Raw genomic sequence first — 25,436 nt, forward strand, 5'->3', positions numbered from 1 at the left:
CTGGCAACGTATCGCTTGCTTTAAAACAATTAATAGTTGCTTGATCAAACGTCTGCAAGATGGACAATCATCCTTCCTGCAGGCGCCTTCACAAGATACCTGCGCATACTTTCAAAGATCCGGGGAAGTGGCCTCAGCGCCATTCCCGTGTGCTGCGAAGTTTCCTTCGTAGCGAAGCCGCCCATTATGCCAGACTTTTTCAGTCCGTCAACACCTTCGTTCGATCATCTCGTTCGGCGGTGGTGGGTGCCCTGTTGTCGCTGAAGCCCCTTGGTGGCGACCCCTGCGACGGGGGAGGAGAAGTATGTCCCCATTCCCATCATTTGTGAAGGGGGTGTGGCGATTTTTTTCACCGGATGTTGCATCTGTTCATGCGCCGCGCTGCGGCAGGAACCCGTGAAGAGCAGCCGAGCGTGGGCTTGGCCCTACAAGAGCAGAAGGAAGGGCCGGCTGGCGCCGGCCCTTCCTTCTTCTCAGCCAGCAACCAGGCGCACGCGGGCGAAGGTGCGCTTGCCGACCTGCAGCAGGCCTTCGAAGCCGGGCTGCAGCACCTGCTGGCCGTCTTCGACCACTTCACCGTCCACCTTGACCGCGCGCTCCTTGAGCTTGCGGTTGGCTTCGGAGTTGCTCGGGGTCAGGCCGGCCGCCGTCAGCAACGCGGCAATACGCAGGCCTTCGGCCGGGATCGCCACATCCTGCAGCGGCAGCTGGGTGATATCGCCCTGCCCGGTCACCGCCGCTTCCCAGCCGGCAATCGCCTGCTCTGCCACCACGGCGTCGTGGAAACGGGTCGCCAGCTCACGCGCCAGGCGCAGCTTGACCACGCGCGGGTTCAGGCCGCCATTGGCCACCTGCTCGCGCAGCTGCACGGCCTCGGCCTGGCTGATGTCGAAGGACAGCAGCTCGATCCAGCGCCACATCAGGGTGTCGTCCACCTTCATGGTCTTGGTGACGATGTCGATGGCCGGCTCGCTGATACCAATGTAGTTGCCCAGCGACTTGGACATCTTGTTGACGCCGTCCAGGCCCTCCAGCAGCGGCATGGTCAGCACCACCTGCGGCTTCTGGCCATGGTGTTCCTGCAGGCCACGGCCCATCAGCAGGTTGAACTTCTGGTCGGTACCGCCCAGCTCGACGTCGGCCTCCAGGGCCACCGAGTCGTAGCCCTGCACCAGCGGGTACAGGAACTCATGGATGGCGATGGACTGCTGGGCGGCATAACGCTTGGCGAAGTCGTCGCGCTCGAGCATGCGCGCCACGGTGTGCTGGCCGGCCAGACGGATCATGTCGGCCGCGCCCATCTTGCCGAACCACTCCGAGTTGAAGCGGACTTCGGTACGGCTGCGGTCCAGCACCTTGAACACCTGTTCCTCATAGGTACGGGCGTTGGCCAGCACGTCATCGCGGCTCAGCGGCTTGCGGGTCAGGCTCTTGCCCGAGGGATCGCCGATCATGCCGGTGAAGTCGCCGATCAGGAAGATGACCTGGTGGCCAAGGTCCTGGAACTGGCGCATCTTGTTCAGCAGCACCGTGTGGCCCAGATGCAGGTCGGGCGCGGTGGGGTCGAAGCCGGCCTTGATCCGCAGCGGGCGGCCCTCCTGCAGGCGCGCACGCAGATCCTCGAGCTTGAGGATCTCGTCGGCACCGCGGCCGATCAGGGCAAGGGCTTCTTCAATCGAGGACACGTGACTACTCCCGGCAACGCCGATTCTTGTGTGGGGTGTTAAAGCAAAGTTAACCCGATTGGCTTCACAAAAGCCAATGGGCACAAGGGTTTGACGCGGTTTTCTCAGGTGTCTATGGTAACCGCCGATCAGGCCCGCGCTCCCGGGCCGCCAGGAAAAGACCGCCGATGCACAATTCCGAACAAGGGCGCGCACGCAAGCAGCGCTTCCAGGAACGCCTTCACGTCCTGCACGACAACGCCCTGCATCGGAAGCTCAGGCAACACCTTCCCGCCGCCTTCAATGAGCGCTGGACCCGCCGCCATTGGATGCACGCCAGCCTGTTTGCGACCATCGGCGCCCTGGTGGCGACGATCGTCCCCGGTTTCTCGCACACCATTGATGCGCCTTACGCGGACAGCCACACCAGTCTGGCGCTGCCGCTGCCGCCGTTGACCATGGCCCGCCAGCAGCAGGTGCCGGGCGACAGCTGGCAGGTGCTGCGCATCCAGCGCGGCCAGACCCTGAGCGATCTGTTCGACAAGGCCGGCATTCCGGCCACCACCCTGCACCGGGTGCTGGAGCACCCCGGTGCGCGCGAGGCGCTGACCAAGCTGCGCCCGGGCGCCGAGATCGCCTTCGACATGCCACTGTCCGGCGACCTGCGCAGCATCCGCTTCGATCGCGACGCCGACAACCGGGTGGAACTGAGCCTGACCGGCGATGACATCAAGGAGAAGGTGACGCGGCGCGAGACTTCCACGCGTACCGTGGTCACCAGCGGCGAGATCACCAGTTCGCTGTATGCCGCGGCCCGCCGGGCCGGGCTGTCGCCGTCGGCGATCGCGACGATGACCGACGACATCTTCAAGTACGACATCGACTTCTCGAAGGACCTGCAGCCGGGCGACCGCTTCAGCGTGGTGATGGACGAGACCTGGCGCGAAGGCGAGAAGGTGGACACCAGCAAGATCCTGGCGGCGACCTTCACCACCGGGGGCAAGACCTATTCCGGCTTCCGCTTCGACCGCAACGGCAAGTCCGAGTACTACGACATCAACGGCCGTTCGTTGAAGAAGAGCTTCATCCGCATGCCGATCCCGTTCGCGCGGCTGAGCTCGACCTTCGGCGCACGCAAGCACCCGGTGCTGGGCAAGATGCGCATGCACAAGGGCGTGGACTACGCCGCGCGTACCGGCACGCCGATCATGGCCGCCGGCGATGCCCGCGTGCAGTTCGCCGGCGTGCAGCGCGGCTATGGCAACGTGGTGATCCTCGATCACGGCCGCGGCCACACCACCCTGTACGGGCACATGTCGCGCTTTGCGAACATCAAGACCGGCCAGCGCGTGGCCCAGGGCACGGTGATCGGCTACGTCGGCTCGACCGGCCTGGCCACAGGCCCGCACCTGCACTACGAATTCCGCGTCAACGGCGAGCACCGCAACCCGCTGACCGTGACCATGCCGCCGCCGGAGCCGCTGAAGGGCGCCGAGCTGGTCGCCTTCCGCGCGCAGACCGCGCCGGCGATGGCCCGCATCCAGGGCATGGAGAAGCTGATCTACGCCGATGCCAGCCCGGCACCGACCAGCCGCGACGAGGCCGCCACCGAGGTGGCCAGCGCCAAGGACAAGCAGTCGACCGGCCGCAAGCGCGGCTGAGCGCGCTGCGTTGACGAACGAGGACGCGGCAGCCCAAGCTTGCCGCGTCCTTTTTTTATGCCCGCCATGAACACCACTGCCGACGCTGACGCCCCCCTGTACCTTGGTCTGATGTCGGGCACCAGCGCCGACGGCATCGATGCCGCGCTGGTGCAGTTTCCCGCGGGCGGAGGCTGCCGCTTCGTGCATGGACTGACCGCCCGCTGGGAACCGGTGCTGCGCGCGCGGCTGGTGGCGCTGGGCGAAGGTGGCCCGTTGGATTCGCTGGAGGAGCTGGGCGAACTGGACGCGCGGATTGCGATCAACTTCGCCGAGGCTGCCAACCAGCTGCTGGCCGAAGCCGGCGTGGATCGCAGCCAGGTGCGCGCGATCGGCTCGCACGGCCAGACCGTGCGCCACCGCCCGCTGGCCGATCCGGCGTTCACCGTGCAGCTGGGCGACGGCAACCGCATCGCCGAACTGACCGGAATCACCACGGTGTCCGACTTCCGCCGTCGCGACGTAGCGGCCGGGGGGCATGGCGCGCCGCTGATGCCGGCTTTCCACCTGGGCATGCTGGGTGCCGCCGATGAAGACCGCGCGGTGCTCAACCTGGGCGGCATCGCCAACCTGACCCTGATCCCGCGCGAAGGCGCGGTGCGTGGCTTCGATACCGGCCCGGCCAACGCGCTGATGGATGCTTGGTGCCAGCGCCACACCGGCCGTACCTTCGATGCCGATGGCGCGTATGCCGCCAGTGGCGCGGTGGACGAGGGCCTGCTGGCCGGCTGGCGTTCGGACCCGTGGTTCGCGCTGCCGCCGCCGAAGAGCACCGGGCGCGAGCAGTTCCATCTGGCCTGGGCCGAGGCCCACATGGAGGAAGGCGAATATGCCGCTGCCGATGTGCAGGCCACCCTGCTGGAGCTGACCGTGGCAACCGTGGCCGATGCGCTGCTGGCGCAGCAGCCGCAGACCCGGCGCCTGCTGGTCTGTGGCGGCGGCGTACGCAACCGGCAGCTGATGAAGCGCCTGGCGGCGCGGCTGCCGGAGGTGCAGGTGGAGTCCAGCGCGGTGCACGGGCTGGACCCGGAGTACGTGGAGGCGATGGGCTTTGCCTGGCTGGCGCAGCGGACGATGGACGGGCTGGCCGGCAACCTGCCGAGCGTGACCGGAGCCAAGGGGCCGCGGATCCTGGGGGCAATCCACCTGGCGTGAGGTGGCGCCATCCACGCATGACGTGGATTCACCGGGCAGCCGAGCGTGGGCTCGGCTCTACAAAGCCGCTAATCGAAGCCCTGCCCTGCAGGCAAGGCCTGCAGGGCGGCGATCGCATCGGAGAGGGCGTCCACTTCGGGATCGCCGAAACCGGAGCGGACCTCCAGTTCACTGCTGAACAGGCCCTGCTCCAACAACGCGGCGCAGGTCTGTTCTTGGGTCCAGCCGCGGGCGACCGCGACACGTCGGATACGTTCCAGCAGCAGCGGGTCCAGGTCCCGCAGCACAACGTCGGCCATGCTCACTTCCCCGTTCGCAAGGCACCGCCCCCTCGGCGCGTGGGGGCGATGATCCCGCAGACTGGACGGGCAGGCAATCAGGTCGAGCTGGAGGCCTGGCGACGGCGCTGCTGCAGGATCAGCAGGGCGCAGAGGATCACCACCGGGATCGCCACCAGCGCGGTACCGACGAAGAACAGCGCGTAGCCTTCCAGCAGCGTCCGACCCTGTGCGAGCGTCTGTACCGACCACCCCGAGAGCCCCTTGAGCGCCTTGCCGGGCATCGCGTAGAACGAACTCAGCAGCGCGTACTGGGTTGCGGTGTATCCGATGCTGGTCAGGCTGGACATATAGGCGATCAGCGCCGTACCGGCGAAACCGCTGGCGAAGTTGTCGATGGCCATGGCCACAGCAAAATGGGTCGTGTCTGGGCCCGAATAGGCCAGCCAGGCAAATGCCAGGTTGGAGGCAGGCCCCAGCACGGCACCCACCATCAGCGCCGCCAGCACCCCCCAGCGAACCGAGACCAGGCCCGCCGCAGCAATGCCAACGAAGGTCGCGACCAGACCCACCGAGCCACGCACGGCGCCCACGGTGTCCTCGTCCAGGCCGAGATCGACATAGAAGGGGTTGGCCATCGGCCCCATGACGAAGTCGGCCATGCGATAGACGCTGATGGCCACCAGGATCAGGATCGCGCCGCTGCGATGCTCGCGGACGAAGGCGATGAACGGCCCCGCCACGGCGTCGAACAGGCCGCGCGGCGTCCACAGGGAGGTCGCCTGTGCCTGCACGGCAGCCACTTCCCGCGCGGGTTCACGGGCCATGACCACGGCTACCACGCCAAGCGCCATCAGCACGGCCATGATCTCGTAGGAGACCTGCCAGCCAACACGGGCCGCGATGATCAGGATCAGTGCATCGGTGACCAGCAAGGCAGTGCGGTAGCCCAATGCCGAGGATGAGGTCAGCAGGCCAAGCTGCTCGCTGTTGTCAGCACTTTCAATGCGCCAGGCATCGATGACGATGTCCTGGGTGGCCGAAGCAAACGCCACGATCACGGCCATTACGCCGAACACGACGATGTGCTGCCAGGCGATGCCCAGGAACTGGATCTGGCCGCCCTTGGGCTGGACCAGCGCCATGCCGACAAGGCCCACCACTACGACCAGCTGCGACAGCAGCATCCAGCCGCGGCGGCGGCCAAAACGACCGAACAGAGGCACGTCGGTCTTGTCGACGATCGGCGCCCACAGGAACTTCATGGTGTAGGCCAGCCCGACCCATGACAGGAAACCGATCGTGCTCAGCTCGATGCCTTCCTTGCGCATCCAGAAGCCGAGCGTGTTGCCCACCAGATAGATGGGCAGGCCCGAACTGAAACCGAGCAGCAGCATCGCCAGCACCTTGCGCTGGCTCAGGTTGGACAACACCTGCTGCCACGGTCGGCGCGGCTTGGCGGCCTCAGTCACAGGTCGTAGTCCACGGTGAACGGGGCGTGGTCGGAGAAGCGCTCGTCGCGGTAGATCGAACAGCTACGCAGTTTGTCGCGCAAGCCCGGCGTGATGAACTGGTAGTCGATGCGCCAACCGACGTTGTTGGCACGGGCGGCGCCGCGGTTGCTCCACCAGGTGTAGTCCTCGCCGGCGGGGTTGAGCAGGCGGTAGGCATCGGCCCAACCGCGGCCGGCGGCGACATCGGTGGCCTGGCCGTGGTCGGCGCAGAGGGCGTTGAGCCAGTCGCGCTCCTCCGGCAGGCAGCCGGAATTCTTCTGGTTGGACTTCCAGTTCTTGATGTCCAGCGCCGAACGCACGATGTTCCAGTCGCCGCACAGCACGTAGTCGCGGCCGCTGCGCGCCCACTCCTCCAGGATCGGGCGCAGCCATTCCATCACTTCGAACTTGAAGCCCTGGCGCAGGTCACCCGAGCTGCCGGAGGGAATATAGAAGGAGACCACGCTGAGATTGCCGTAGCGCGCCTCGATGTAGCGGCCTTCGTCGTCGAACGGGGCCCAGCCCAGCGAGGTGATGACCTGGTCCGGCTCGCGCCTGCTGTAGATCGCCACGCCGCTGTAGCCCTTCTTGGTGATGGCGTCGCGATAGAAGCAGTGGTGCCCGTCTGGACGGAACATCGGGTCGGTCAGCTGGTCTTCCTGGGCCTTGGTCTCCTGGATGCACAGGACGTCGGCGTCCTGGGCACGGAACCAGTCGAGGAAGCCCTTGGTCGCGGCGGAACGGATGCCATTGGCGTTGAAACTGATGATGCGCATGCGGGGACCTGCGGCGGGAAACCGGGCAAGCATACCGGTTGCCCGTGGGGCTGCGCAGTCCGCCAGGCAGCGCCGCGACACCGTTCACGCGGGGCCGGACGAGCGCGAAACGCCCAGCTGGATTAGGATTTGTGCTCCAAATGAAGATGAATCGAGTTTTGATGAGCGACCACCGCCACCGTTTCCTGCAGCTGGCCCTGACCGCCGACGCCCTGCGCTTCGGCCAGTTCACCCTCAAGTCCGGCCGGCTGAGCCCCTATTTCTTCAACGCCGGCCGTTTCGACTCCGGTTCGCTGCTGTCCCAGCTCGGCGCCTGCTATGCCGATGCCATCGATGCCAGCGGGATCAAGTACGACGTGGTGTTCGGCCCGGCCTACAAGGGCATCCCGCTGGCCACCGCGATGGCCTGCGAGCTCGCCCAGCGCGGCCGCGACCTGCCGCTGTCATTCAACCGCAAGGAAGCCAAGGACCACGGCGAAGGTGGCCAGCTGATCGGCGCCGACATGAATGGCAAGCGCGTGCTGATCGTCGACGACGTGATCACCGCCGGTACCGCGATCCGCGAAGCGCTGGGCATCATCCGCGCTGCCGGCGGCACCCCAGCCGGCATCGTGGTAGCCCTGGACCGCCAGGAGATCGCCTCGGAAACCGACCGCCGCTCGGCGGCGCAGTCGGTGGCCGAAGAGGCCGGGATTCCGGTGATCGCCGTGGCGTCGCTGGCCGATCTGCTTGATTTCGCCTCCGGCAACCCGGAACTTGTGGGTTACCGCCAGCCGCTGGAAGCCTACCGGGCCCAGTACGGCGTCCGTTCGATCCGCTGACCGACCCAGGGGAAAGGTCATGTCCCGAGTTCCTGCCGTTCTCTTTGCCGGCCTGCTGCTGGCCGTGCCGTCCACCGTGCCGGCGCAGTCGCGCGACGGCGGCAAAGTGGAAAAGAAGCTGTATTGCTGGAACGAGGGCAAGGAGCGGATCTGCAGCGATTCGCTGCCAGCCGATGCGGTCAATCACGCCCGCGAGGAGTTCAACGCGAAGAGCGGCCTGCGCAATGCGCAGGTCCAGCGCGCGTTGACCGACGAAGAGCGCGCCGCGGCCAGCACCCAGGCGCAGCAGCAGCAGCTGGACCTGATGGCCGAGCAGACCCGCCAGCGTACCGAGCAGGCGATGCTGTCCACCTATGGCAGCGAGGAGGACCTGCGCCGGGTGTTCGCCGAGCGCCAGGAAGTGCTGGACAACAACCTCAAGACCGCCGAGTACAACGTCACCAGCCTGCGCGAATCACTGGTGGCGCTGCTGTCGGCCGCCGGTGACCGAGAACTGGCCGGTGGCAAGGTCGCCGACAAGCAGGCCGAGGCGATCCGTCAGCGGCACGTGCAGTTGCAGGCGCAGCAGCGCCTGCAGGCCGGGTTCCTGCAGCAGCAGCAGGCGCTGAAGGCGGAAATTGAAAGCACCCTGCAGCGCTATCGCGAGCTGAAGGGCGTGGCACCGACGAGCCAGGCGCCGTGATTCGCTTGTAGAGCCGAGCCCATGCTCGGCTCCGCGTGACCTTGGGAAAGAGCAGCCCAGCATGGGCCCGGCTGTACAGTAGGCGGCGCCTGGTTACGGCTTGGCCCACGGAATTTATGCACTCTTTACGCGTCGGCACGGTCCGGCGCGTAGTGCGTTTATGGGCGGCAGGACGACGATGACGGCCTGAGGTGGAGGGGTTCCACCAGGACGCTATTGCAATGTCCCCCTGGCTGTCGTTGTTGTGTGGCGTGCTGGTGCTGGTCGCCGCCGCCTATCTCCTTTATGTCGTGCTGCGGCCCGAGTCATTCTGAGCGGAGCCTGCCATGACCGAGATGCTTGTGATTATTGCCGCCAGCCTGTTGCTGGCGTGGCCGCTGGGCCTGTACCTGGCGCGCGTGATGCGCGGCACGCCGATGAAGGCCGACGTGCTGTTCAACTGGATCGAAAAGCCGTTGTACAAGGTGTTCGGCGTCGATCCCTCGCGCGCGATGTCCTGGCGCGGCTATGTGCTGGCCTTCGTGCTGAGCAACGTGGTGGTCGCCGTACTGACCCAGGCGGTGTTCATGACCCAGGCCTGGTTGCCGTTGAATCCGGACCAGATCCCGAACATGCGCTGGGACACCGCGCTGCACACGATGATCTCGTTCCTGACCAACACCAACCAGCAGCACTATTCGGGCCAGGCGCAGCTGTCCTACCTCTCGCAGATGACCGGCATCACCGGCCTGCAGGTGGTGACACCGATGATGGGCCTGGCGCTGGCGGTGGCCACGCTGCGCGCGTTGTTCTCGCGTGCGCCGCAGGCTGCGGCGGCCACCAGTACCGGCGATGACCGCCAGGTGGCGGTGGGCAACTACTACGTGGACGTGGTGCGCCTGTGCGTGCGCTTCCTGTTGCCGCTGTGCCTGGTGTGGACCCTGCTGCTGACCAGCCAGGGCGTGCCGTCGACGATGGCCGGTGGCCCGCAGGCCACGCCGATCGATGCCAGCGCCGGCATGGCCGGACAGAAGCTGCCGCTGGGCCCGGTGGCGGCGATGGTCGCGGCCAAGCAGCTGGGCGCCAACGGTGGCGGCTGGTACGGCCCGAACAGCAGCTTCCCGCTGGAGAACCCGACCCCGCTGTCGAACGCGCTGGAGATCGTCGGCATCCTGCTGGTGCCGATGGCGGTGATCTTCATGATCGGTGCGTTCACCGGCCGGCGCCGGTTCGGCGCCCTGGTGTTCAGCTGCATGCTGGGCATGTCGCTGCTGTCCACCGGCGCGATGGTGTGGAGCGAAGGGCACAGTGCCAGCGCCGCCACGCCGCTGCTGATGGAAGGCAAGGAGGTGCGCTTCGGCGCCGACGGCACGGCGCTGTGGGCGGCGGTGACCACCCAGGTCTCCAACGGCTCGGTCAACGGCATGCATGACTCGCTGGCGCCGCTGAGTGGCGGCATCGCGATGGTCAACATGCTGGTCAGCGCGATCTGGGGCGGCATCGGCTGTGGCCTGCAGCAGTTCATCGTGTACCTGCTGCTGGGCGTGTTCCTGGCCGGGTTGATGACCGGACGTACGCCGGAACTGTTCGGCCGCAAGCTGGAGACGCCACAGGTACGCCTGCTGGCCCTGCTGGTGCTGCTGCAGCCGATCACCCTGCTGGTGTTCACCGCGATCACCCTGGCCGTGCCCGGGCTGGCCGCTACCTCCAACCCGGGCTTCCATGGCATCAGCCAGGTGTTCTACGAGTACGTCTCGGCCTACGCCAACAACGGCTCGGGCTTCGAGGGGCTGGGCGACGCCACGCTGTGGTGGAACCTGAGCTGCTCGCTGGTGCTGCTGCTGGGCCGCTTCCCGCTGCTGATCATCCCGCTGGTGGTGGCCGCGCAACTGGCCGCCAAGCGCCAGGCGCCGGAGTCTGCCGGCAGCCTGCAGATCGAAACCCCGACCTTCGCCCTGACCCTGGTCTCGGTGATCGTCATCCTGACCGTGCTGCAGTTCATGCCAGCGCTGGTACTCGGCCCGATCGCCGACCACCTCAGCCTGGGACTGCACTAAGGACACCCCGATGAGTACCCACGCAAGTTCCACCCGTAGTTCCCTTGCCCCGCGCCCTGCGCTGCTTGATGGCGCCGGCCTGCGCCGTGCGCTGGTCGACGCAGTACGCAAGCTATCGCCGATGCACCTGGTGCGCAGCCCGGTGATGGCGGTGGTGATGGCCGGCACGATCGTCGCCGCCATCGTCACACTGACCGGCAATGCGCCGCTGGGCTTCGGCCTGGCGGTGACCGCGATCCTGCTGGTGACCGTGTTGTTCGGCAATTTCGCCGAAGCAGTGGCCGAGGCGCGTGGCCGTGGCCAGGCCGCATCGCTGCGCCGCGCTCGCCAGGATCTGGTGGCGCGCCGCCTGGCCGCGCCGCAGCCGGGGGCTGCGGAAACCCAGGTACCTGCCGCCGAGCTGCGCCCGGGCGACCATGTGATCGTCAGTGCCGGTGAGCTGGTGCCGGCCGATGGCGAGATCGTGCAGGGCCTGGCCACCATCAACGAGGCGGCGGTGACCGGCGAATCCGCCCCGGTGCTGCGCGAGGCCGGTACCGACCGTTCCGGCGTGATCGGCGGCACCAAGGTGCTGTCCGACCAGATCATCGTGCGGGTGACCGCCGAGCCGGGGCACAGCTTCCTGGACCGGATGATCGCGCTGGTGGAAGGTGCCAACCGTCAGAAGACGCCGAACGAGATCGCGCTGACCCTGTTGCTGGCAGCGATGACGCTGACCTTCCTGGTGGTGGTGGCGACGCTGCCGGCGATCGGCGCGGCGGTAGGCGTGCAGGTCGATCCGCTGCTGCTGATCGCGCTGCTGGTATGCCTGATCCCGACCACCATCGGCGGCCTGCTGCCGGCCATCGGCATCGCCGGCATGAACCGTGCGCTGGCTGCCAACGTGCTGGCCAAGTCGGGCAAGGCGGTGGAAGTGGCCGGCGACGTCGACGTGCTGCTGCTGGACAAGACCGGCACCATCACCTACGGCGACCGCCAGGCCAGCCACTTCCATCCGTTGGCCGGCATCGACGCCAGCCAGCTGCGTGAAGCGGCGCTGCTGTCCTCGCTGGCCGACCCGACCCCGGAAGGCAAGTCGATCGTACGCCTGGCGCGCGAGCAGGGTTGCGCCACCGCCGAGCCGGACCATGCCGAGTACCTGGCGTTCAGTGCACAGACCCGCATGTCCGGCGTGGACCTGGAACATGGCCGGCAGATCCGCAAGGGTGCCGCCGATGCGATCCGCGCCCACGTACAGGCGCTGGGCGGCAACGCGCCGGCGGAACTGGCCGGTCGCGTCGAGCAGGTGGCGCGCGATGGCGCCACCCCGCTGGTGGTGGCCGAGGGTCGCCACGTGCTGGGCGTGATCGAGCTGTCGGACGTGGTCAAGCACGGCATGCGCGAGAAGTTCGCGCAGCTGCGCGCGATGGGCATCCGCACGGTGATGATCACCGGCGACAACCCGCTGACCGCCGCTGCCATCGCTGCCGAAGCCGGCGTCGATGACTACATCGCCGAGGCCCGCCCGGAGGACAAGCTGGCGCGCATCCGCCAGGAGCAGGCCGGTGGCCGGCTGGTGGCAATGGTCGGTGACGGCACCAACGACGCCCCGGCACTGGCCCAGGCCGACATCGGCCTGGCGATGAACTCCGGCACGCAGGCGGCGAAGGAGGCCGGCAACATGGTCGACCTCGATTCGGACCCGGCCAAGCTGCTGGCGGTGGTGGAAGTGGGCAAGCAGCAGCTGATCACCCGCGGCGCGCTGACCACCTTCTCGCTGGCCAACGACGTCTCCAAGTACTTCGCGATCCTGCCGGCGCTGTTCGCCGCGGCCGTGCCGACCATGGCCGCACTGAACGTGATGCAGCTGTCGAGCCCGCGCAACGCAGTGCTGGCGGCACTGATCTTCAACGCCCTGGTGATTCCCGCCCTGATTCCGCTCGCCCTGCGTGGCGTGCGCTTCCGCCCGGCCACCGCAACGGCGCTGCTGCGCCGGAACATGCTGGTGTACGGCCTCGGCGGCGTGCTGCTGCCGTTCGCGGCGATCAAGGCGATCGACCTCCTTCTTGTCCTGGTATTCGGCGCATGAACCGTACTGTTTCCACTTCGTCTTCCCTTCCCCGCGGACAGAAAGCCGAGGCCCGCGTGGCGAGCCTGCAGGATGGCGCAAGCTGGCGCCCGGCGATCGGCCTGGGCCTGGCCACCCTGCTGCTGGCCGGCGCGGTCTACGCCGGCATCGCCACCGGCTTCGCCGGCCTGGCCTACCCGACCCAGGCCGAGGGCAGCCTGCTGCGCGACGGCAACGGCCAGGTGCGCGGCTCGGCGTGGCTGGCGCAGCCGTTCACCGGTGATGGCTACTTCCAGGCGCGTCCGTCGGCGGCCAACTACGACCCGATGGCCGCGGCCGGTTCCAACATGGCGCGCAGCAATCCCGCGCTGGCCGAGCGCGTCGCTGCCAGCACCGCTGCGGTGGCTGCACGGGAAGGTGTCGCGCCAGCGCAGGTTCCGGCCGATCTGGTAACCCAGTCCGGCGGCGGTCTCGATCCGCAGTTGTCGCCGGCCGCCGCACAGCTGCAGGTGGCGCGCGTAGCGCGTGCCCGTGGCCTGCCGGTGGAGCGCGTGCAGGCACTGGTGCAGGCCCATACCGAAGGGCGCCAGTGGGGCCTGTTCGGCCAGCCACGGGTGAACGTGGTGACGCTGAACTTCGCGCTGGACCATGCAGCCAAGGCACCGTGATGCCGGTCTGCACCGGCTGCGCGCACAATGGCAGCCATGACAGCGGCCCCCATGACTGATGCACGTACCCGCCAGGCCGATGCCCTGGTTGAAGGCCTGCAACGCGAAGCCGGCGGCAAGCTGACCGTGTTCCTCGGTGCGGCGCCGGGCGTGGGCAAGACCTACACCATGCTGACCCGCGCGCAGGAACAGCTGCGCCGCGGCGTCGACCTGGTGGTGGGCCTGGTGGAAACCCATGGACGCACCGATACCCAGGCCCTGTTGGAGGGCCTGCCGCAGCTGCCGCTGAAGGACGTGGCCTATCACGGCCATGCCCTGCAGGAGATGGACCTGGACGCCGTGCTGGCACGGCATCCGGCGCTGGTGCTGGTGGATGAACTGGCCCATCGCAACGCGCCGGGCAGCCGCCATGAGCGGCGCTGGCAGGATGTGATGGAGCTGCTGGACGCCGGCATCGACGTCTGGACCACGGTCAACATCCAGCATCTGGAAAGCCTCAACGACGTGGTGATGCGGATCACCGGCGTGCGCGTCAGCGAGACCGTGCCCGACGGCGTGCTCGACCGCCTGCACGACATCGTGCTGGTCGATCTGCCGCCGCGCGAACTGATCGCTCGCCTGCAGCAGGGCAAGGTCTATGTGCCCGAACAGGCCGCTCAGGCACTGCAGGCGTTCTTCTCACCGGCCAACCTGACCGCGCTGCGCGAACTGGCGATGCAGGAAGCCGCCGACCGCGTCGACAGCAGTCTGCGCGAAACCCGCGCCGCGCGTGGCGAAGGCAATCTGCCCCTGCGTCGCGGCGTTCTGGTGGCCATCGACGGGGGCGGCCAGAGCGAATACCTGGTGCGCGTGGCGCGGCGCATCGCAGAGCGCCGCGACGCACCGTGGACGGTAGTGACCGTGCAGGGCCGGCGCCAGGACGAGGCGACCCGGCGCGAGATCGATGCGGCCTTCGCGCTGGCACGGCGGCTGGGCGGCGACGCCGAACTGCTGCATGGATCGAGCATCGCCGATGCCCTGCTCGATCATGCCGCACACAACGGCGTGTCGACCCTGGTGCTGGGCCGGACCCGCGAACGTCCACTGGCACGGATGTTCAACCGCACCCTGACCCAGCAGCTGATCCAGCGTGGCGCGCATTACGAGATCACCATCATCAGCACGCCGCAGGCACGCGCACGCTCGCGCCGCGAGAGCCTGCTGCCGCCAATGCGCGGTATCAGTCATGAACCGGCACAAGCCCTGATCGCTACCGCGCTGGCCTGTGCGGTGGCGTGGCTTGCCGAACACTGGGTGGGCATGGCCGACCTGTCGATGGTGTTCATCGTCGCGGTGGTGCTGGTGGCTGCACGCACGCGCGCCAGCGTGGCGGTGATGGCCGCGATCCTGTGCTTCCTGGCCTACAACTTCCTGTTCATCGCGCCGCGCTTCACCTTCGCCATCGGTGCACGCCAGGGCGTGATCACCGTGTTCCTGTTCCTGGCCGCCGCACTGGTGGCCGGGCGCCTGGCCTCGCGCCTGCGCATGCAGGTGATTGCGCTGCGTGCGGCCAACCGCCATGCGCGTGCGCGCCAGCAGCTGGGCCGTCAGCTGGCCAGCGCGGCCGGCAACGGCGAGGTGGCACAGGCAGGCCGGCATGCGCTGGAGCAGGCCCTGGACGTGCCGGCGTGGCTGCGGATCGGCACCGATACCGCCGCCGGTGGCCGCAACCAGCCTGGCGATACCGACCTGGCTGCCGCCGACTGGGCACTGCGCCACGGCCAGCCCAGTGGGCGCTTCACCGATACCCTGGCCGGTGCGCAATGGTGGTTCCTGCCGTTGCTGGACGGCGAAGACCGTGCGATCGGCGTGGCCGGCCTGTACCTGCCCGGCGCACAGGCGCGCCTGCTGCCCGAACAACGGCAGCTGGCCGAAGCGATGGTCGACGACATCGCACAGGCCGCGCTGCGTACCCGGCTGGTGGCGGAACTGGAGCAGGCACACGTCAGCAACGAGACCGAGCGGTTGCGCTCGGCGCTGCTCTCCTCGGTGTCGCACGACCTGCGCTCGCCATTGGCGGCGATGATCGGGTCGGCCGACAGCCTGGCCAGCTACGGTGCGGCCATGGATACAGCCGATCGCCGTGCTTTGCTGGACACCATCCTGGTCGAGGGCGAACGGCTGGACCGCTACATCCAGAATCTGCTGGACATGACCCGGCTGGGTCATGAAGGGCTGAAGATCAACCGCGACTGGATCGGCGTGGACGAGCTGATCGGCTCGGCGGCACGACGCCTGCAGCGCTACCAGCCAAAGGTGCGGCTGGAGCTGGACATCCCAGCCACGCTGGCACCGATCTGGGTGCACCCGGCGCTGGTCGAACAGGCCGTGTTCAACGTGATGGAGAACGCGGCCAAGTTCTCGCCGCCCGACGCCGCGGTGCAGGTACAGGCGCGCGAGCTGGACGGCCAGCTGCGCATCGACGTGATCGATGCCGGCCCCGGCATTCCCGATGACGAGCGCGCGCGCATCTTCGACATGTTCTACAGCGTCGAGCGTGGCGACCGAGGCCGCCACGGCACCGGCCTGGGCCTGACCATCTGCCAGGGCATGATCGGCGCACATGGCGGCAGCGTGCAGGCGCTGCCCGGACGCGACGGTCGCGGTACCCTGATCCGCATCACCCTGCCCCTGCTCAAGCCAGCCTCCCACGATGAGCCCGACCCCGATTGATGCCAGCGTGCCGGCCGCACGCGTGCTGGTGATCGACGATGAAACCCAGATCCGCCGGTTCCTGGACATCAGCCTGCGCGCGCAGGGCTACCAGGTGCGGCAGGCCGCCACCGGCCAGGAAGGCCTGCAGCTGGCCGCCAGCGAAGACATGGACCTGGTGATCCTGGACATTGGCCTGCCGGACATGGAAGGCCATGAGGTCCTGGAACAGCTGCGCCAGTGGAGCCAGGTGCCGGTGATCATGCTGACCGTGCGCGCCGGCGAAGCCGAGAAGGTGCGCGCACTGGATACCGGCGCCAACGACTATGTGACCAAGCCGTTCGGCACGCAGGAACTGATGGCGCGCGTGCGGGCGCTGCTGCGCACGCGCAGCGTGCCGACCGATGGCACGCCGCCGGTGTTCGACGATGGCCACCTGCACGTGGACCTGGTGCGTCGCGAAGTCGCCCTGCAGGGTGAACCGGTGGCGTTGACCCGCAAGGAATACGCGCTGCTGTCGCTGCTGCTGCGCAATGCCGGGCGGGTGGTGACCCAGCCGCAGATCCTGCAGGAGATCTGGGGGCCGACCCACCAGCACGACACCCACTACCTGCGCATCCTGGTCGGCAAGCTGCGGCACAAGCTGGGCGATTCGGCGCTGGATTCGCGCTACCTGTTCACCGAGCCGGGCGTGGGGTTGCGGTTCAAGGGGTGAGGGTGTGTCGACCAGGGTCGACACCTACCAAGAGCGGGCAAGGCGTGCCGACCAACGGTCGGCCCCCACCAGGATCGTTCAGAACCCCAGCGGGGTGTCGCCCAGCACTGGTTGCAGCTGGCTGCGGAACAGGGCCTGGATGCGTTCCAGTGCGGCCTCGTCGTTGCCTTCGAAGCGCAGCACCAGCACCGGCGTGGTATTGGAGGCACGCACCAGGCCCCAGCCATCGGCGAAGTCCACGCGCAGCCCATCGATGGTCGACAGGCGGCCACCCACATACGGGTTGTCCGGCGACTGCGCCGCCGCCACCAGCATCGCCACCAGGGCATGCGGCGTCCCGTCGGCCACCGGTACCTTCAGCTCCGGCGTGGCGACCATTTCCGGCAGTTCGCCCAGCACCTCGTCCGGGGTTTCCTCGCGCTGGGCCAGGATCTCCAGCAATCGCGCAGCGGCGTACAGACCGTCGTCGAAACCGAACCAGCGTTCCTTGAAGAAGAAGTGGCCGCTCATCTCGCCGGCCAGCTCGGCATCGGTCTCGCGCATCTTCGCCTTCATCAGCGAATGCCCGGTCTTCCACATCAGCGGGCTGCCACCGTTGCGCAGCACATGGTCGGACAGCTTGCCGGTGCACTTCACGTCGTAGATCACCATCGCGCCCGGATTGCGCATCAACACATCGGCAGCGAACAGCATCAGCAGGCGATCGGCGTAGATGATCCGGCCTTCGCCGGTCACCACGCCCAGCCGGTCGCCGTCGCCATCGAAGGCCACGCCGAGATCGGCGCCAAAGCGCTTGACCGTCTGCACCAGGTCTTCCAGGTTGGCCGGTTCGCTCGGGTCGGGATGATGGTTGGGGAAGGTGCCGTCGACATCGCAGTACAGCGGAATGACGTCGGCGCCGATCGCTTCCAGCAGCTGCGGCGCCAGTGCGCCGGCCACGCCATTGCCGGCATCGGCCACGACCTTCAGTGGGCGGTCCAGCTGCACGTCATCGGCGATGCGCTGGATGTAGTCGGCACTGACATCGCGCTGCTGGTAGTCACCGGGCTCGGCGGCCTGCACCAGGCGGCCCTCGACGATGCGCTGGTAGAGATCGGTGATGGCATCGCCGGACAGCGTCTCGCCGCCAATGACCACCTTGAAGCCGTTGTACTCGGGCGGATTGTGGCTGCCGGTGACTGCCACGCAGGTGCCGGTACGCAGATGGAAGGCGGCGTAGTACACCAGCGGTGTCGGCGCCAGGCCGATGTCGATCACCGCGCAGCCGGCACGGCGCAGGCCCTCGGCCAGCCCGGCCGTCAGCTCGGGTCCGGACAGGCGGCCATCGCGACCGATCACCACCTCGCGCAGGCCCTGCTCCAGTGCCACGGTGCCGATGGCCTGGCCGATCAGCGCCGCGGTCTTCGGTGTCAGTTCACTGCCCACCACGCCGCGGATGTCATAAGCGCGGAAGATGCCGGCGGCCAGCTCCTCGGCCGGCACCGGCGGTGGCGGCGGTGGTGTGACATCGCCACTGCCGGTCACAGCGGCCACGGGTGGCGGCGCCTGCTGCAGGCTCTCGCTCAGGGTCGGGCCATGGTCGGCCTCGGACGCTGCGGCGCGGCGCGGCAAGGGCAGCGACTTCGGCAGTCGGTCACGTCCCACCACCAGCAACACGGCAATGAACGCCAGCAGCAACGCCACAATGGCGCTGGCCAGCGCGCCCAGGCCCAGCGGACCGGCGTCGACATTCGGTACCGACGCGACTAGTCGCAGCGGCGTGCCAGCAACCGGGCGCGCCAGCGCTTCGGCGCTTTCGGACAGGCCCGCGTTGCCCTGGGTGACCAGATCGAAGCCACCCTGGCGCAGGCCAAGGAAGCCTGCGGACGGCGCACGCACCTGGTCCAGCGGCGAGGTCAGCCGCAGCAGCGGCTGGCGGACATAGATCACGGCCGGCCCCAGGCTGCCCAGCTGCACTGGCGCAGCCAGGCCCAGGCGATTGCCGCCACCATCGCGGACGACGCGCAGGCTGGGTTTGCCCTCAGCCACCGCCGCTTCCAGCAGGGCCAGGCGTGCATACCCGAAGGTGGCCGGATCGGCATAGGCGTTGGCCAGATCGGCCGTCAGCACCTCGACCTGCTCAACCCCGGTCCAGCTCTCGCGCACGGCCAGCGCCGCTGCAGCGGCATCGCCGGCCTGCAGCGCCTGCTGCACGCGATCGTTCTTCAACTGCTGCTGCAGCTGCTGCAACTGGCCTGCAGCGGCCTGCTGCAGGCCCTGCACGGCCTGGTCGCGCGCTTCTTCCAGCGCCTGGCCGTTGGCCTCCTGCCGCCATTGCTGCACCGCGCTCCATCCGAACCAGCCGGCCAGCAGGATCAGCAGCACCCCCAGTAGTGGTGCACTGCGACCCAACGACCGTCCCCGCTGTCCTTCCCCGATGCCGCTCATCGATGTCCCCTGTCAACGCACCCCGGTATGGCCGAATCCACCCGTGCCCCGCACGCTGTCGGTGAAAGTATCCACCACCTGCAGGCTGACGCGGGCAATCGGAACCACCACCAGCTGCGCGATGCGATCGCCGGGCTCGATGGTGAAGGCCTCGCGGCCACGGTTCCAGACGCTGATCAGCAGCGGCCCCTGGTAGTCGGCATCGATCAGGCCGGTGCCATTGCCCAGCACGATGCCGTGCCGATGGCCCAGCCCCGAACGCGGCAGGATCACCGCGCACAGGTTCGGGTCGGCAATGTGGATGGCCAGGCCGCTGGGCACCAGCGCGGTGTCGCCCGGCTGCAGGGTCAGTGCGGTATCCAGCGCCGCGCGCAGGTCCATGCCGGCGCTGGCTTCGGTGGCGTAGGCCGGCAGCGGCCAGCTGTCGCCGAAGCGCGGATCGAGCAGCTTGACCTGCAGCGGTCGGGAAAGGGATGCCTGGGTCATGCCTGGAGTCTCCGCGCGATCAGCGCCAGCAGTTGTTCGGCCAGTTCGCGCTTGGAGGTGGCCGGGAATACCTGTTCACCGTCCTGCCAGAAGGCCGTGGCGGCATTGTTGTCGCTCTCGAAACCACCGCCACTGATGCCGACCTGGTTGGCGATCACCAGGTCCAGGCGCTTGTCGATCAGCTTGCCGCGTGCATATTTCTCCACGTCGTGGGTCTCGGCGGCAAAGCCGACCACCAGCTTCAGCGACTGCGTCTGCGCGGCGACTTCGGCCAGGATGTCCGGCGTGCGCACCAGCTCGATCACCAGCGACTGGCTGTCGGCGGTCTTCTTCAGCTTCTGCGCGGCGACCTGGCGCGGGGTGTAGTCGGACACTGCGGCGGCACCGATATAGATGTCGGCGGGCAGCGACTTCAGTACGGCATCGCGCATCTGCGCGGCCGAGCGCACGTCGATGCGCTGCACGCCCGGTGGCGTCGGCAGCTGGACCGGGCCGCTGACCAGCACCACGTGCGCACCCAGCGCGGCGGCGGCAGCGGCCAGGGCAAAGCCCATCTTGCCGCTGCTGCGGTTGCCGACGTAGCGCACCGGATCGATGTCTTCGTAGGTCGGGCCGGCACTGATCAGCAGGCGCAAGCCCTGCAGGGCACGGGTTTCCGGCGCGGCAACCGTGGCAGCGGTACCGCCATTGGCCACCAGCGCGGCCACGATGTCGCCCGGTTCAGCCAGCCGGCCGGGACCGGATTCACCTTCGGCCAGCGGGCCATCGACCGGGCCGATCACCTGCGCACCGCGCTGGCGCAGCAGGGCGATGTTGGCCTGGGTAGCCGGATGCAGCCACATCCGGTGGTTCATTGCCGGGCAGATCGTCAGCGGTGCGGTGCTGGCCAGGCACAGGGTGCTGACCAGGTCATCGGCATGGCCCTGGGCCAGCCGCGCCAGCAGATCGGCGGTACCCGGCGCGACCACGATGCGGTCGGCCCAGCGGGCCAGCTCGATGTGGCCCATGGCCTGCTCGGCGGCGCTGTCCCACAGCGTGGTGCGGGTCGGCTGCCCGGACAGGGCCTGGAAGCTGAGCGGAGTGACGAACTGCTGGGCACCGGCGGTCATCGCCACCTGCACCTGGGCACCGGCATCGCGCAGGCGCCGCACCAGCTCCAGGGCCTTGTAGGCCGCGATCCCGCCTCCGACGCACAACAGCAGTTTCTGGCCTTCCAGCGCGCGGGCCGGCGCGGGGGAAGCGTTGGGGGAGTCAGCCACCTGGAATTCCTGTGCAAACGAGGGCATTAGCTTACCCGATGGTCGGTAATGTCCCGGTACACGGCACACATAGCGGGCGGCTATCAGCAGATGGGACTTGCGCCACAACGCTTCCGGGGTTCAGGACACTGCGATTCGGAACTTTCCTATACCTGTTGGCCGGCCACGTTTGCAGAATCGTCAGTGGCCACCGCAGGTGTGCCGCTTCGCTTTTCGAGGATTCCGCGTGCACCCGCGCATCATCATCGCCGACGACCATCCCGTCGTCCTGCACGGCATCCGCATCGTGCTGCAGACCCATCTGATGGAGGTCGTCGGCAGCGCGCGTGACGGCGCCCAGCTGCTGCAGCTGGTCGAGCACCACGGCTGCGACGCGGTGCTGACCGACCTCTCCATGCCGGGCACCGGCCCGGATGGCCCGGAACTGATCGCTGAGCTGCGCGCACGCCACCCGGGCATGCCCGTGGTGGTGCTTACCGGCGCCCGTCACCCCGGCCTGCTCGATGGCCTGCTGCGTGAAGGTGTCAGTGGCCTGGTCGACAAGTGCGCCGATTTCGGGGAGTTGCCGCAGGCCCTGAACGCGGCTATGGCCGGGCAGGTGTTCGTCTCGCAGCAGCTGCGCGACCACCTGCAGGCGCGCGACCTGATGTTCGCGCGTGAGCCGGCGGCGCTGTCGGCCCGCGAACAGGAAGTGCTGGACCTGTTGGCCGCCGGGCTGAAAGTGAACGCCATCGCCGTCCACTGCGGCCGCAGCCCGAAAACGATCAGCCGGCAGAAGGCCGAAGCCAAGCGCAAGCTGGGGCTGCAGAACAACCAGGAGCTGTTCGCCTATCTGCAGTCGCGACGCGACTGAGGCAACAGCCTACCCGGGCGTGCGCCCTGCCCTGATGGGACGCATCACCCGCGCTGGCGATGATGCAGGCATGCCCATCCATGACTGGCCCGAGCAGGAACGTCCCCGCGAGAAGCTGATCGCCCGCGGCCCCGCCACGTTGTCCGACGCAGAGCTGCTGGCGCTGTTTCTCGGCTCCGGCTTCGGTGGACGCGACGCGGTGCAGACCGCCCGCGACCTGCTGCAGGCGCATGGCCCCCTGCGCGTGCTGCTGGACCGCCCGGCCCGCGAGCTGGCCCGGTTGCCGGGGCTGGGGCCGGCACGAAGCTGTGCACTGGCCGCCGGCCTGGAACTGGCCCATCGCTACCTGGCCGCCGAGCTTCAGCAGGGCGAGGCGGTCGGCAACAACCCGGCCGCGGTCGACCGCTACCTGCAGCACCGCCTGCGCGGCCAGGCCCGCGAGATCTTCATGGCGCTGTTCCTGGACAACCGCCACCGGCTGATCGCCTGCGAGGAACTGTTCCAGGGTACACCTTACTTCCATGCGATGGACGGCTTGAATCCAATGCAGTAGTGTCGGGCAATGCAGTACAGGCAGAATTCAGGATCGGCCAATGGCAACGCTCGAGCTGTTTCAGTTTCAGCGATTCGACCATGGAGAGGCTGACGGCCAGCATCTTTGGTCAGTCTCCATGTCCATCAATGACGTCCCTGAACCCAAGCGGCAGTTGCCATACATTCGCCTGGCTTCCGGGCTACCTTGGACGGAAGCGAATACTTGGCTCGCCAGTCGCGCTTGCGATCCTGCCGAAGATCTAAGCGCAAAGACAATCATTAGAGATGCTCGCGGCCTAGTCAGCTACGCCAACTTTCTGGAAGCCAATGGATTGGCGTGGAACGACTTGGATAAGCCGGATTCAGAAAAGCCTACCTACCTGTACAAGTCGCACAGGAACCTCAATGTAAAAGAGGGTACGGGTGCATACTCGACCGCTCAAACAGAATTACGAGCAGTCGCCAACTTCTACATCTGGTGCACCTCTACCGGCCAACTTGCAGACGAATGCAAGCCGTTCTTGACTCGAACGACCCAGGTCCAAGTCTTTACAAGGTTCGGATCAAAGACAGTCGAGAAAACAGTCTCGAGCATGCCCCTGAAACGACGAAGGACCGCGCCTAGATCGACCTTGGAAGGTGGACTGAAGCCAGTTCCGGCAGAACTTCAGAAGCGAATCCTGACGCTATCCGAGGCACATGCGGGCACAGAAGTGGCATTGATGCTCGCCATTGGCTTTTCTTCTGGAATTCGCTTGGGCAGCATCACAGACCTCAAATGCGAAACCATCGAAAGGGCTGCGTCGACGAACCTGAAAGGCCACAAGTCCATCAAGATCGGTCCCGCGCACGGGGTGATGACGAAGTTCTCAACGAACTACTCCCCCGTCATACCAGACGCGCTCATCCAACGCCTTACTAGCTACATAACTTCGGTCCGGCGCCTAAAACGCGCCATCAAGCATGAAGGTCGGTACTCTCAGTACCTCTTCCTAACCCCGCAGGGTCGTCCCTATCATGATGACGACGGCATTCCGAGCAGCGCCATTGGCGTAGCCATTCATAGGATAAGGACGATCGCACAAGCCGGCGACGTCCCGATCGAAGATTTTCGATTTCACGACTCCCGAGCGACATTCGCATGCAACCTGCTAGATGCCGCGATGGCCATAGGGATCCCTGTGACATCCGCGCTTTCAATCATTACGGAGTTCCTGGGCCAATCAGATGAGCGGACCGCTCTCCGCTATGTCCAGCACGCGCAGAAGAGACGAATCGTCGGCAAGTACAACGACGTCTATGGGCAATGGCTCCTTGAGCTCACTCATGAGACTCCCTGAGCCTCTCATTATTCCCCGCCCCAAGACTGGTAGATCCTTGCCATGGGATCTCTCCAGGCTAGCCTTCATCGGTGCCGCCAAGCGCCCGACCATGACGGTTGATACAGAGATACGCTCGGGGAAGTTTGGGAAATACGATCTACTGCGATACGAACTTCTCAAATCCATTCACAAACACATAGTAGAGAGGCACGTCCTCGGCGAACTGGCTGACTCGACTCGCGAAACAATATTTAACACGCTCAGGACGTTCTTTAACTACTGCGACCGAGAGTCAGTCCAAGTCTCTCCGAAAACATTCTTCATCGCGGTCCAAGGTTGGACCAGATCGTTCAAAACAGCTTCCCCGCACGATCTCGCACAGCAGCAGTACGTCGTTAGAATTCTAGCCGGCGTAACTGGGCAAGACTCAACACTGCTGTTGAAGTCATTTGGGATCTCCAAGCGCGGAGCACCATTGGCGCTGAAGACTAACGATGCGAGAAGCGAAGTCGTTCAGCAGTACGTCGCGGACCTCATCTCGCTTATCGACTGCCTCCAACCAGATAAGCTCTACGCGCCCCTGCCATTGCCAATCCAGGTCAGGAAGAGCGGCCCGATCTACTACCACTACTCTGGGACGTGGAAGTCGACGTCGACCAAGTACGGCTACGATGTCGCAAGACGGCAAAATACCCTTAAGGGCACAAGCCTACATCGCAGGTTCCCTCTGCTTAACCTTAGGGTAACTGCAGAGGCATTCCTATTCATAGCAATGACCGGAATGAATCTTGCCGAAGTTCAAAAGATGAAGGTCGAACAGTACAGCAGACGGTCCGCAGGAGATCACTACGAATTTAGGGAATTCAAGGCTCGCGCCGGGCATGACGTGTTGTTCACCATCCCCAAGCCCTACCTGCCCATCTTCTCTGCATATCTGAAATTTCGCGAAACCCATTTGAGCGAATTCAAGTCAAGCCTGCTCTTCCCAATCTATCAGCGAGGCGGTCCAGCAAGTCGAAAATTTCACAGTGGCAACCTAAGAAATATCTTCAATGAGCTTGGCGTTCCGTTCATTACGACCGTCGAACTCAGAAAGATCAAGTCCAATAGCATCATGGAGGTAAGCGGAGATCCGGGAACAGAGTCCTTGATTCTCCAACATAGCCGTGAAACGTTCGCCAAGAACTATGTGCGTAGAAGCCCACAACGAGCGGCGAGTGAATTCACTGCGTTCTTCAAGTCAGAAGTAGCCGCGCTTCGGGTGTCGCGTGCAGTCGATGGTGCGCCATGCACTCAGAAGGACAACCCCAAGCCATTGACGATAGCTTCACCCGATGCACCCACTCCCAACTGCGACACGATGGCGGGATGCCTCTTCTGTGAAAACTACAAGGGAGTGTCGAGCCTAGACTACATTTGGAGATTGAGGAGCTACCTTCAGCTGAAGCGACTCGAACTCAAAAGTCACCTCTACCCAAACAGAGAACATTCGCGGCCGATACTTGAAACCATGCGCCGCATCCGATCAATCATCCGCGCCTTCTCGCAGAAGAACAAGCAACACGAGGCATGGGCACAGATCGCAGATCGCAAGGTGAATGACGGACAGTTCCATCCATCCTGGGACCTCCTCATTAGATTCGCGCAGGGAGATGCTTGATGCTCACCTCCCGACTTAAATCGAAACACCGTGACGTCCCTCTTCCTAGCGGCCTTGCCAGCATCCACGACGTACCCCCAGATTTCGTAGTCTCCTACAAATCAGATGGATCACCTTGCAGCCGATACGGAGACAACTGTTGGATATTCTCCGCATACCACACGTCATC

The 25,436-nt window shown here is 66.2% G+C and carries 20 protein-coding genes and 1 pseudogene; 14 read left to right on the forward strand and 7 right to left on the reverse strand.

The features are described 5' to 3' along the window. Positions 1-473 precede the first annotated feature (473 nt). Positions 474-1,685 carry a tyrosine--tRNA ligase gene (tyrS, locus tag RCF13_RS18460; protein WP_134968640.1) on the reverse strand — a complete coding sequence of 404 codons (1,212 nt, stop codon included), beginning with the start codon at positions 1,683-1,685 and terminating at the stop codon, positions 474-476. Between the two features lie 167 nt (positions 1,686-1,852). On the opposite strand from tyrS, the gene RCF13_RS18465 reads away from it, so the two are divergent. After that, positions 1,853-3,325, forward strand: a complete 1,473-nt coding sequence (locus RCF13_RS18465; protein WP_134968641.1) for a peptidoglycan DD-metalloendopeptidase family protein — start codon at positions 1,853-1,855, stop codon at positions 3,323-3,325. Positions 3,326-3,391: 66 nt separating this feature from the next. Then, a complete protein-coding gene (locus RCF13_RS18470; RefSeq protein WP_081280424.1) occupies positions 3,392-4,519 on the forward strand; it encodes an anhydro-N-acetylmuramic acid kinase in 1,128 nt (375 codons plus the stop codon). Positions 4,520-4,587: 68 nt separating this feature from the next. Here RCF13_RS18470 and RCF13_RS18475 read toward each other — a convergent pair whose 3' ends face one another. From RCF13_RS18475 to RCF13_RS18485, 3 genes are all read right to left on the reverse strand, one after another. Next, complete coding sequence (locus RCF13_RS18475) at positions 4,588-4,818, reverse strand: hypothetical protein (RefSeq protein ID WP_065196060.1); 231 nt, start codon at positions 4,816-4,818, stop codon at positions 4,588-4,590. A 77-nt stretch (positions 4,819-4,895) separates the two neighbouring features. Continuing rightward, complete coding sequence (locus RCF13_RS18480) at positions 4,896-6,269, reverse strand: muropeptide MFS transporter (RefSeq protein ID WP_049455489.1); 1,374 nt, start codon at positions 6,267-6,269, stop codon at positions 4,896-4,898. After that, entirely contained in the window at positions 6,266-7,066 is an 801-nt protein-coding gene (locus RCF13_RS18485) for an exodeoxyribonuclease III (RefSeq protein ID WP_061478738.1), read from the reverse strand. The genes RCF13_RS18480 and RCF13_RS18485 overlap by 4 nt, the downstream gene beginning before the upstream one ends. A 161-nt stretch (positions 7,067-7,227) precedes the next feature. Between RCF13_RS18485 and pyrE the strand changes: the two genes are divergently transcribed. The 8 genes from pyrE to RCF13_RS18525 all read left to right on the forward strand — a co-directional run bounded on the left by pyrE (position 7,228) and on the right by RCF13_RS18525 (position 16,726). Further along, positions 7,228-7,887 (forward strand): orotate phosphoribosyltransferase, encoded by a 660-nt coding sequence (pyrE, locus tag RCF13_RS18490; protein WP_005420471.1) that lies wholly within the window; start codon positions 7,228-7,230, stop codon positions 7,885-7,887. 19 nt (positions 7,888-7,906) lie between these two features. Continuing rightward, positions 7,907-8,569: a hypothetical protein gene (locus RCF13_RS18495; RefSeq protein WP_061478739.1), complete on the forward strand. Its 663-nt coding sequence runs from the start codon at positions 7,907-7,909 to the stop codon at positions 8,567-8,569. 221 nt (positions 8,570-8,790) lie between these two features. Continuing rightward, on the forward strand, positions 8,791-8,883 hold the full coding sequence (locus tag RCF13_RS18500; protein ID WP_005407770.1) for a potassium-transporting ATPase subunit F: 93 nt from the start codon (positions 8,791-8,793) through the stop codon (positions 8,881-8,883). 12 nt (positions 8,884-8,895) lie between these two features. Then, the gene (kdpA, locus tag RCF13_RS18505) at positions 8,896-10,605 is read left to right on the forward strand and encodes a potassium-transporting ATPase subunit KdpA (RefSeq protein ID WP_061478740.1); all 1,710 of its coding nucleotides are present in this window, start codon (positions 8,896-8,898) and stop codon (positions 10,603-10,605) included. A gap of 10 nt (positions 10,606-10,615) precedes the next feature. Continuing rightward, a complete protein-coding gene (gene kdpB, locus RCF13_RS18510) occupies positions 10,616-12,673 on the forward strand; it encodes a potassium-transporting ATPase subunit KdpB (RefSeq protein WP_134968642.1) in 2,058 nt (685 codons plus the stop codon). Continuing rightward, positions 12,670-13,320, forward strand: a complete 651-nt coding sequence (gene kdpC, locus RCF13_RS18515; RefSeq protein WP_154350094.1) for a potassium-transporting ATPase subunit KdpC — start codon at positions 12,670-12,672, stop codon at positions 13,318-13,320. The genes kdpB and kdpC overlap by 4 nt, the downstream gene beginning before the upstream one ends. 51 nt (positions 13,321-13,371) lie before the next feature. Next, positions 13,372-16,032 (forward strand): sensor histidine kinase KdpD, encoded by a 2,661-nt coding sequence (locus tag RCF13_RS18520; protein WP_072168700.1) that lies wholly within the window; start codon positions 13,372-13,374, stop codon positions 16,030-16,032. Next, positions 16,013-16,726, forward strand: a complete 714-nt coding sequence (locus RCF13_RS18525) for a response regulator transcription factor (protein WP_005420506.1) — start codon at positions 16,013-16,015, stop codon at positions 16,724-16,726. Before RCF13_RS18520 ends, RCF13_RS18525 begins: the two co-directional genes overlap by 20 nt. Before the next feature lie 78 nt (positions 16,727-16,804). On the opposite strand, the gene RCF13_RS18530 is transcribed toward RCF13_RS18525, so the two are convergent. Genes RCF13_RS18530 through coaBC form a run of 3 tightly spaced genes read right to left on the reverse strand, consistent with a single transcriptional unit; the run spans position 16,805 to position 20,925 of the window. Continuing rightward, positions 16,805-19,153, reverse strand: coding sequence for a phosphomannomutase/phosphoglucomutase (locus RCF13_RS18530; protein ID WP_134968643.1), 2,349 nt, complete (start codon positions 19,151-19,153; stop codon positions 16,805-16,807). 12 nt (positions 19,154-19,165) lie between these two features. After that, positions 19,166-19,639, reverse strand: coding sequence for a dUTP diphosphatase (gene dut, locus RCF13_RS18535; protein WP_061478745.1), 474 nt, complete (start codon positions 19,637-19,639; stop codon positions 19,166-19,168). Beyond that, a complete protein-coding gene (gene coaBC / locus RCF13_RS18540; protein ID WP_061478746.1) occupies positions 19,636-20,925 on the reverse strand; it encodes a bifunctional phosphopantothenoylcysteine decarboxylase/phosphopantothenate--cysteine ligase CoaBC in 1,290 nt (429 codons plus the stop codon). The genes dut and coaBC overlap by 4 nt, the downstream gene beginning before the upstream one ends. 199 nt (positions 20,926-21,124) lie before the next feature. On the opposite strand from coaBC, the gene RCF13_RS18545 reads away from it, so the two are divergent. The 4 genes and pseudogenes from RCF13_RS18545 (at position 21,125) to RCF13_RS18560 (ending at position 25,267) form a co-directional block, all read left to right on the forward strand. Next, positions 21,125-21,751: a response regulator transcription factor gene (locus RCF13_RS18545; RefSeq protein ID WP_061478747.1), complete on the forward strand. Its 627-nt coding sequence runs from the start codon at positions 21,125-21,127 to the stop codon at positions 21,749-21,751. A gap of 70 nt (positions 21,752-21,821) precedes the next feature. After that, positions 21,822-22,262 (forward strand): annotated as a pseudogene (locus tag RCF13_RS18550) (UPF0758 domain-containing protein); the annotation flags it as partial. An 82-nt stretch (positions 22,263-22,344) separates the two neighbouring features. Then, the gene (locus RCF13_RS18555; protein ID WP_308141445.1) at positions 22,345-23,625 is read left to right on the forward strand and encodes a hypothetical protein; all 1,281 of its coding nucleotides are present in this window, start codon (positions 22,345-22,347) and stop codon (positions 23,623-23,625) included. Next, positions 23,612-25,267, forward strand: coding sequence for a hypothetical protein (locus tag RCF13_RS18560; RefSeq protein WP_134968632.1), 1,656 nt, complete (start codon positions 23,612-23,614; stop codon positions 25,265-25,267). Before RCF13_RS18555 ends, RCF13_RS18560 begins: the two co-directional genes overlap by 14 nt. The last annotated feature ends 169 nt before the right edge of the window (positions 25,268-25,436 follow it).

The sequence above is a fragment of the Stenotrophomonas maltophilia group sp. RNC7 genome, from assembly GCF_030910085.1.
GTDB lineage: Bacteria > Pseudomonadota > Gammaproteobacteria > Xanthomonadales > Xanthomonadaceae > Stenotrophomonas > Stenotrophomonas sepilia.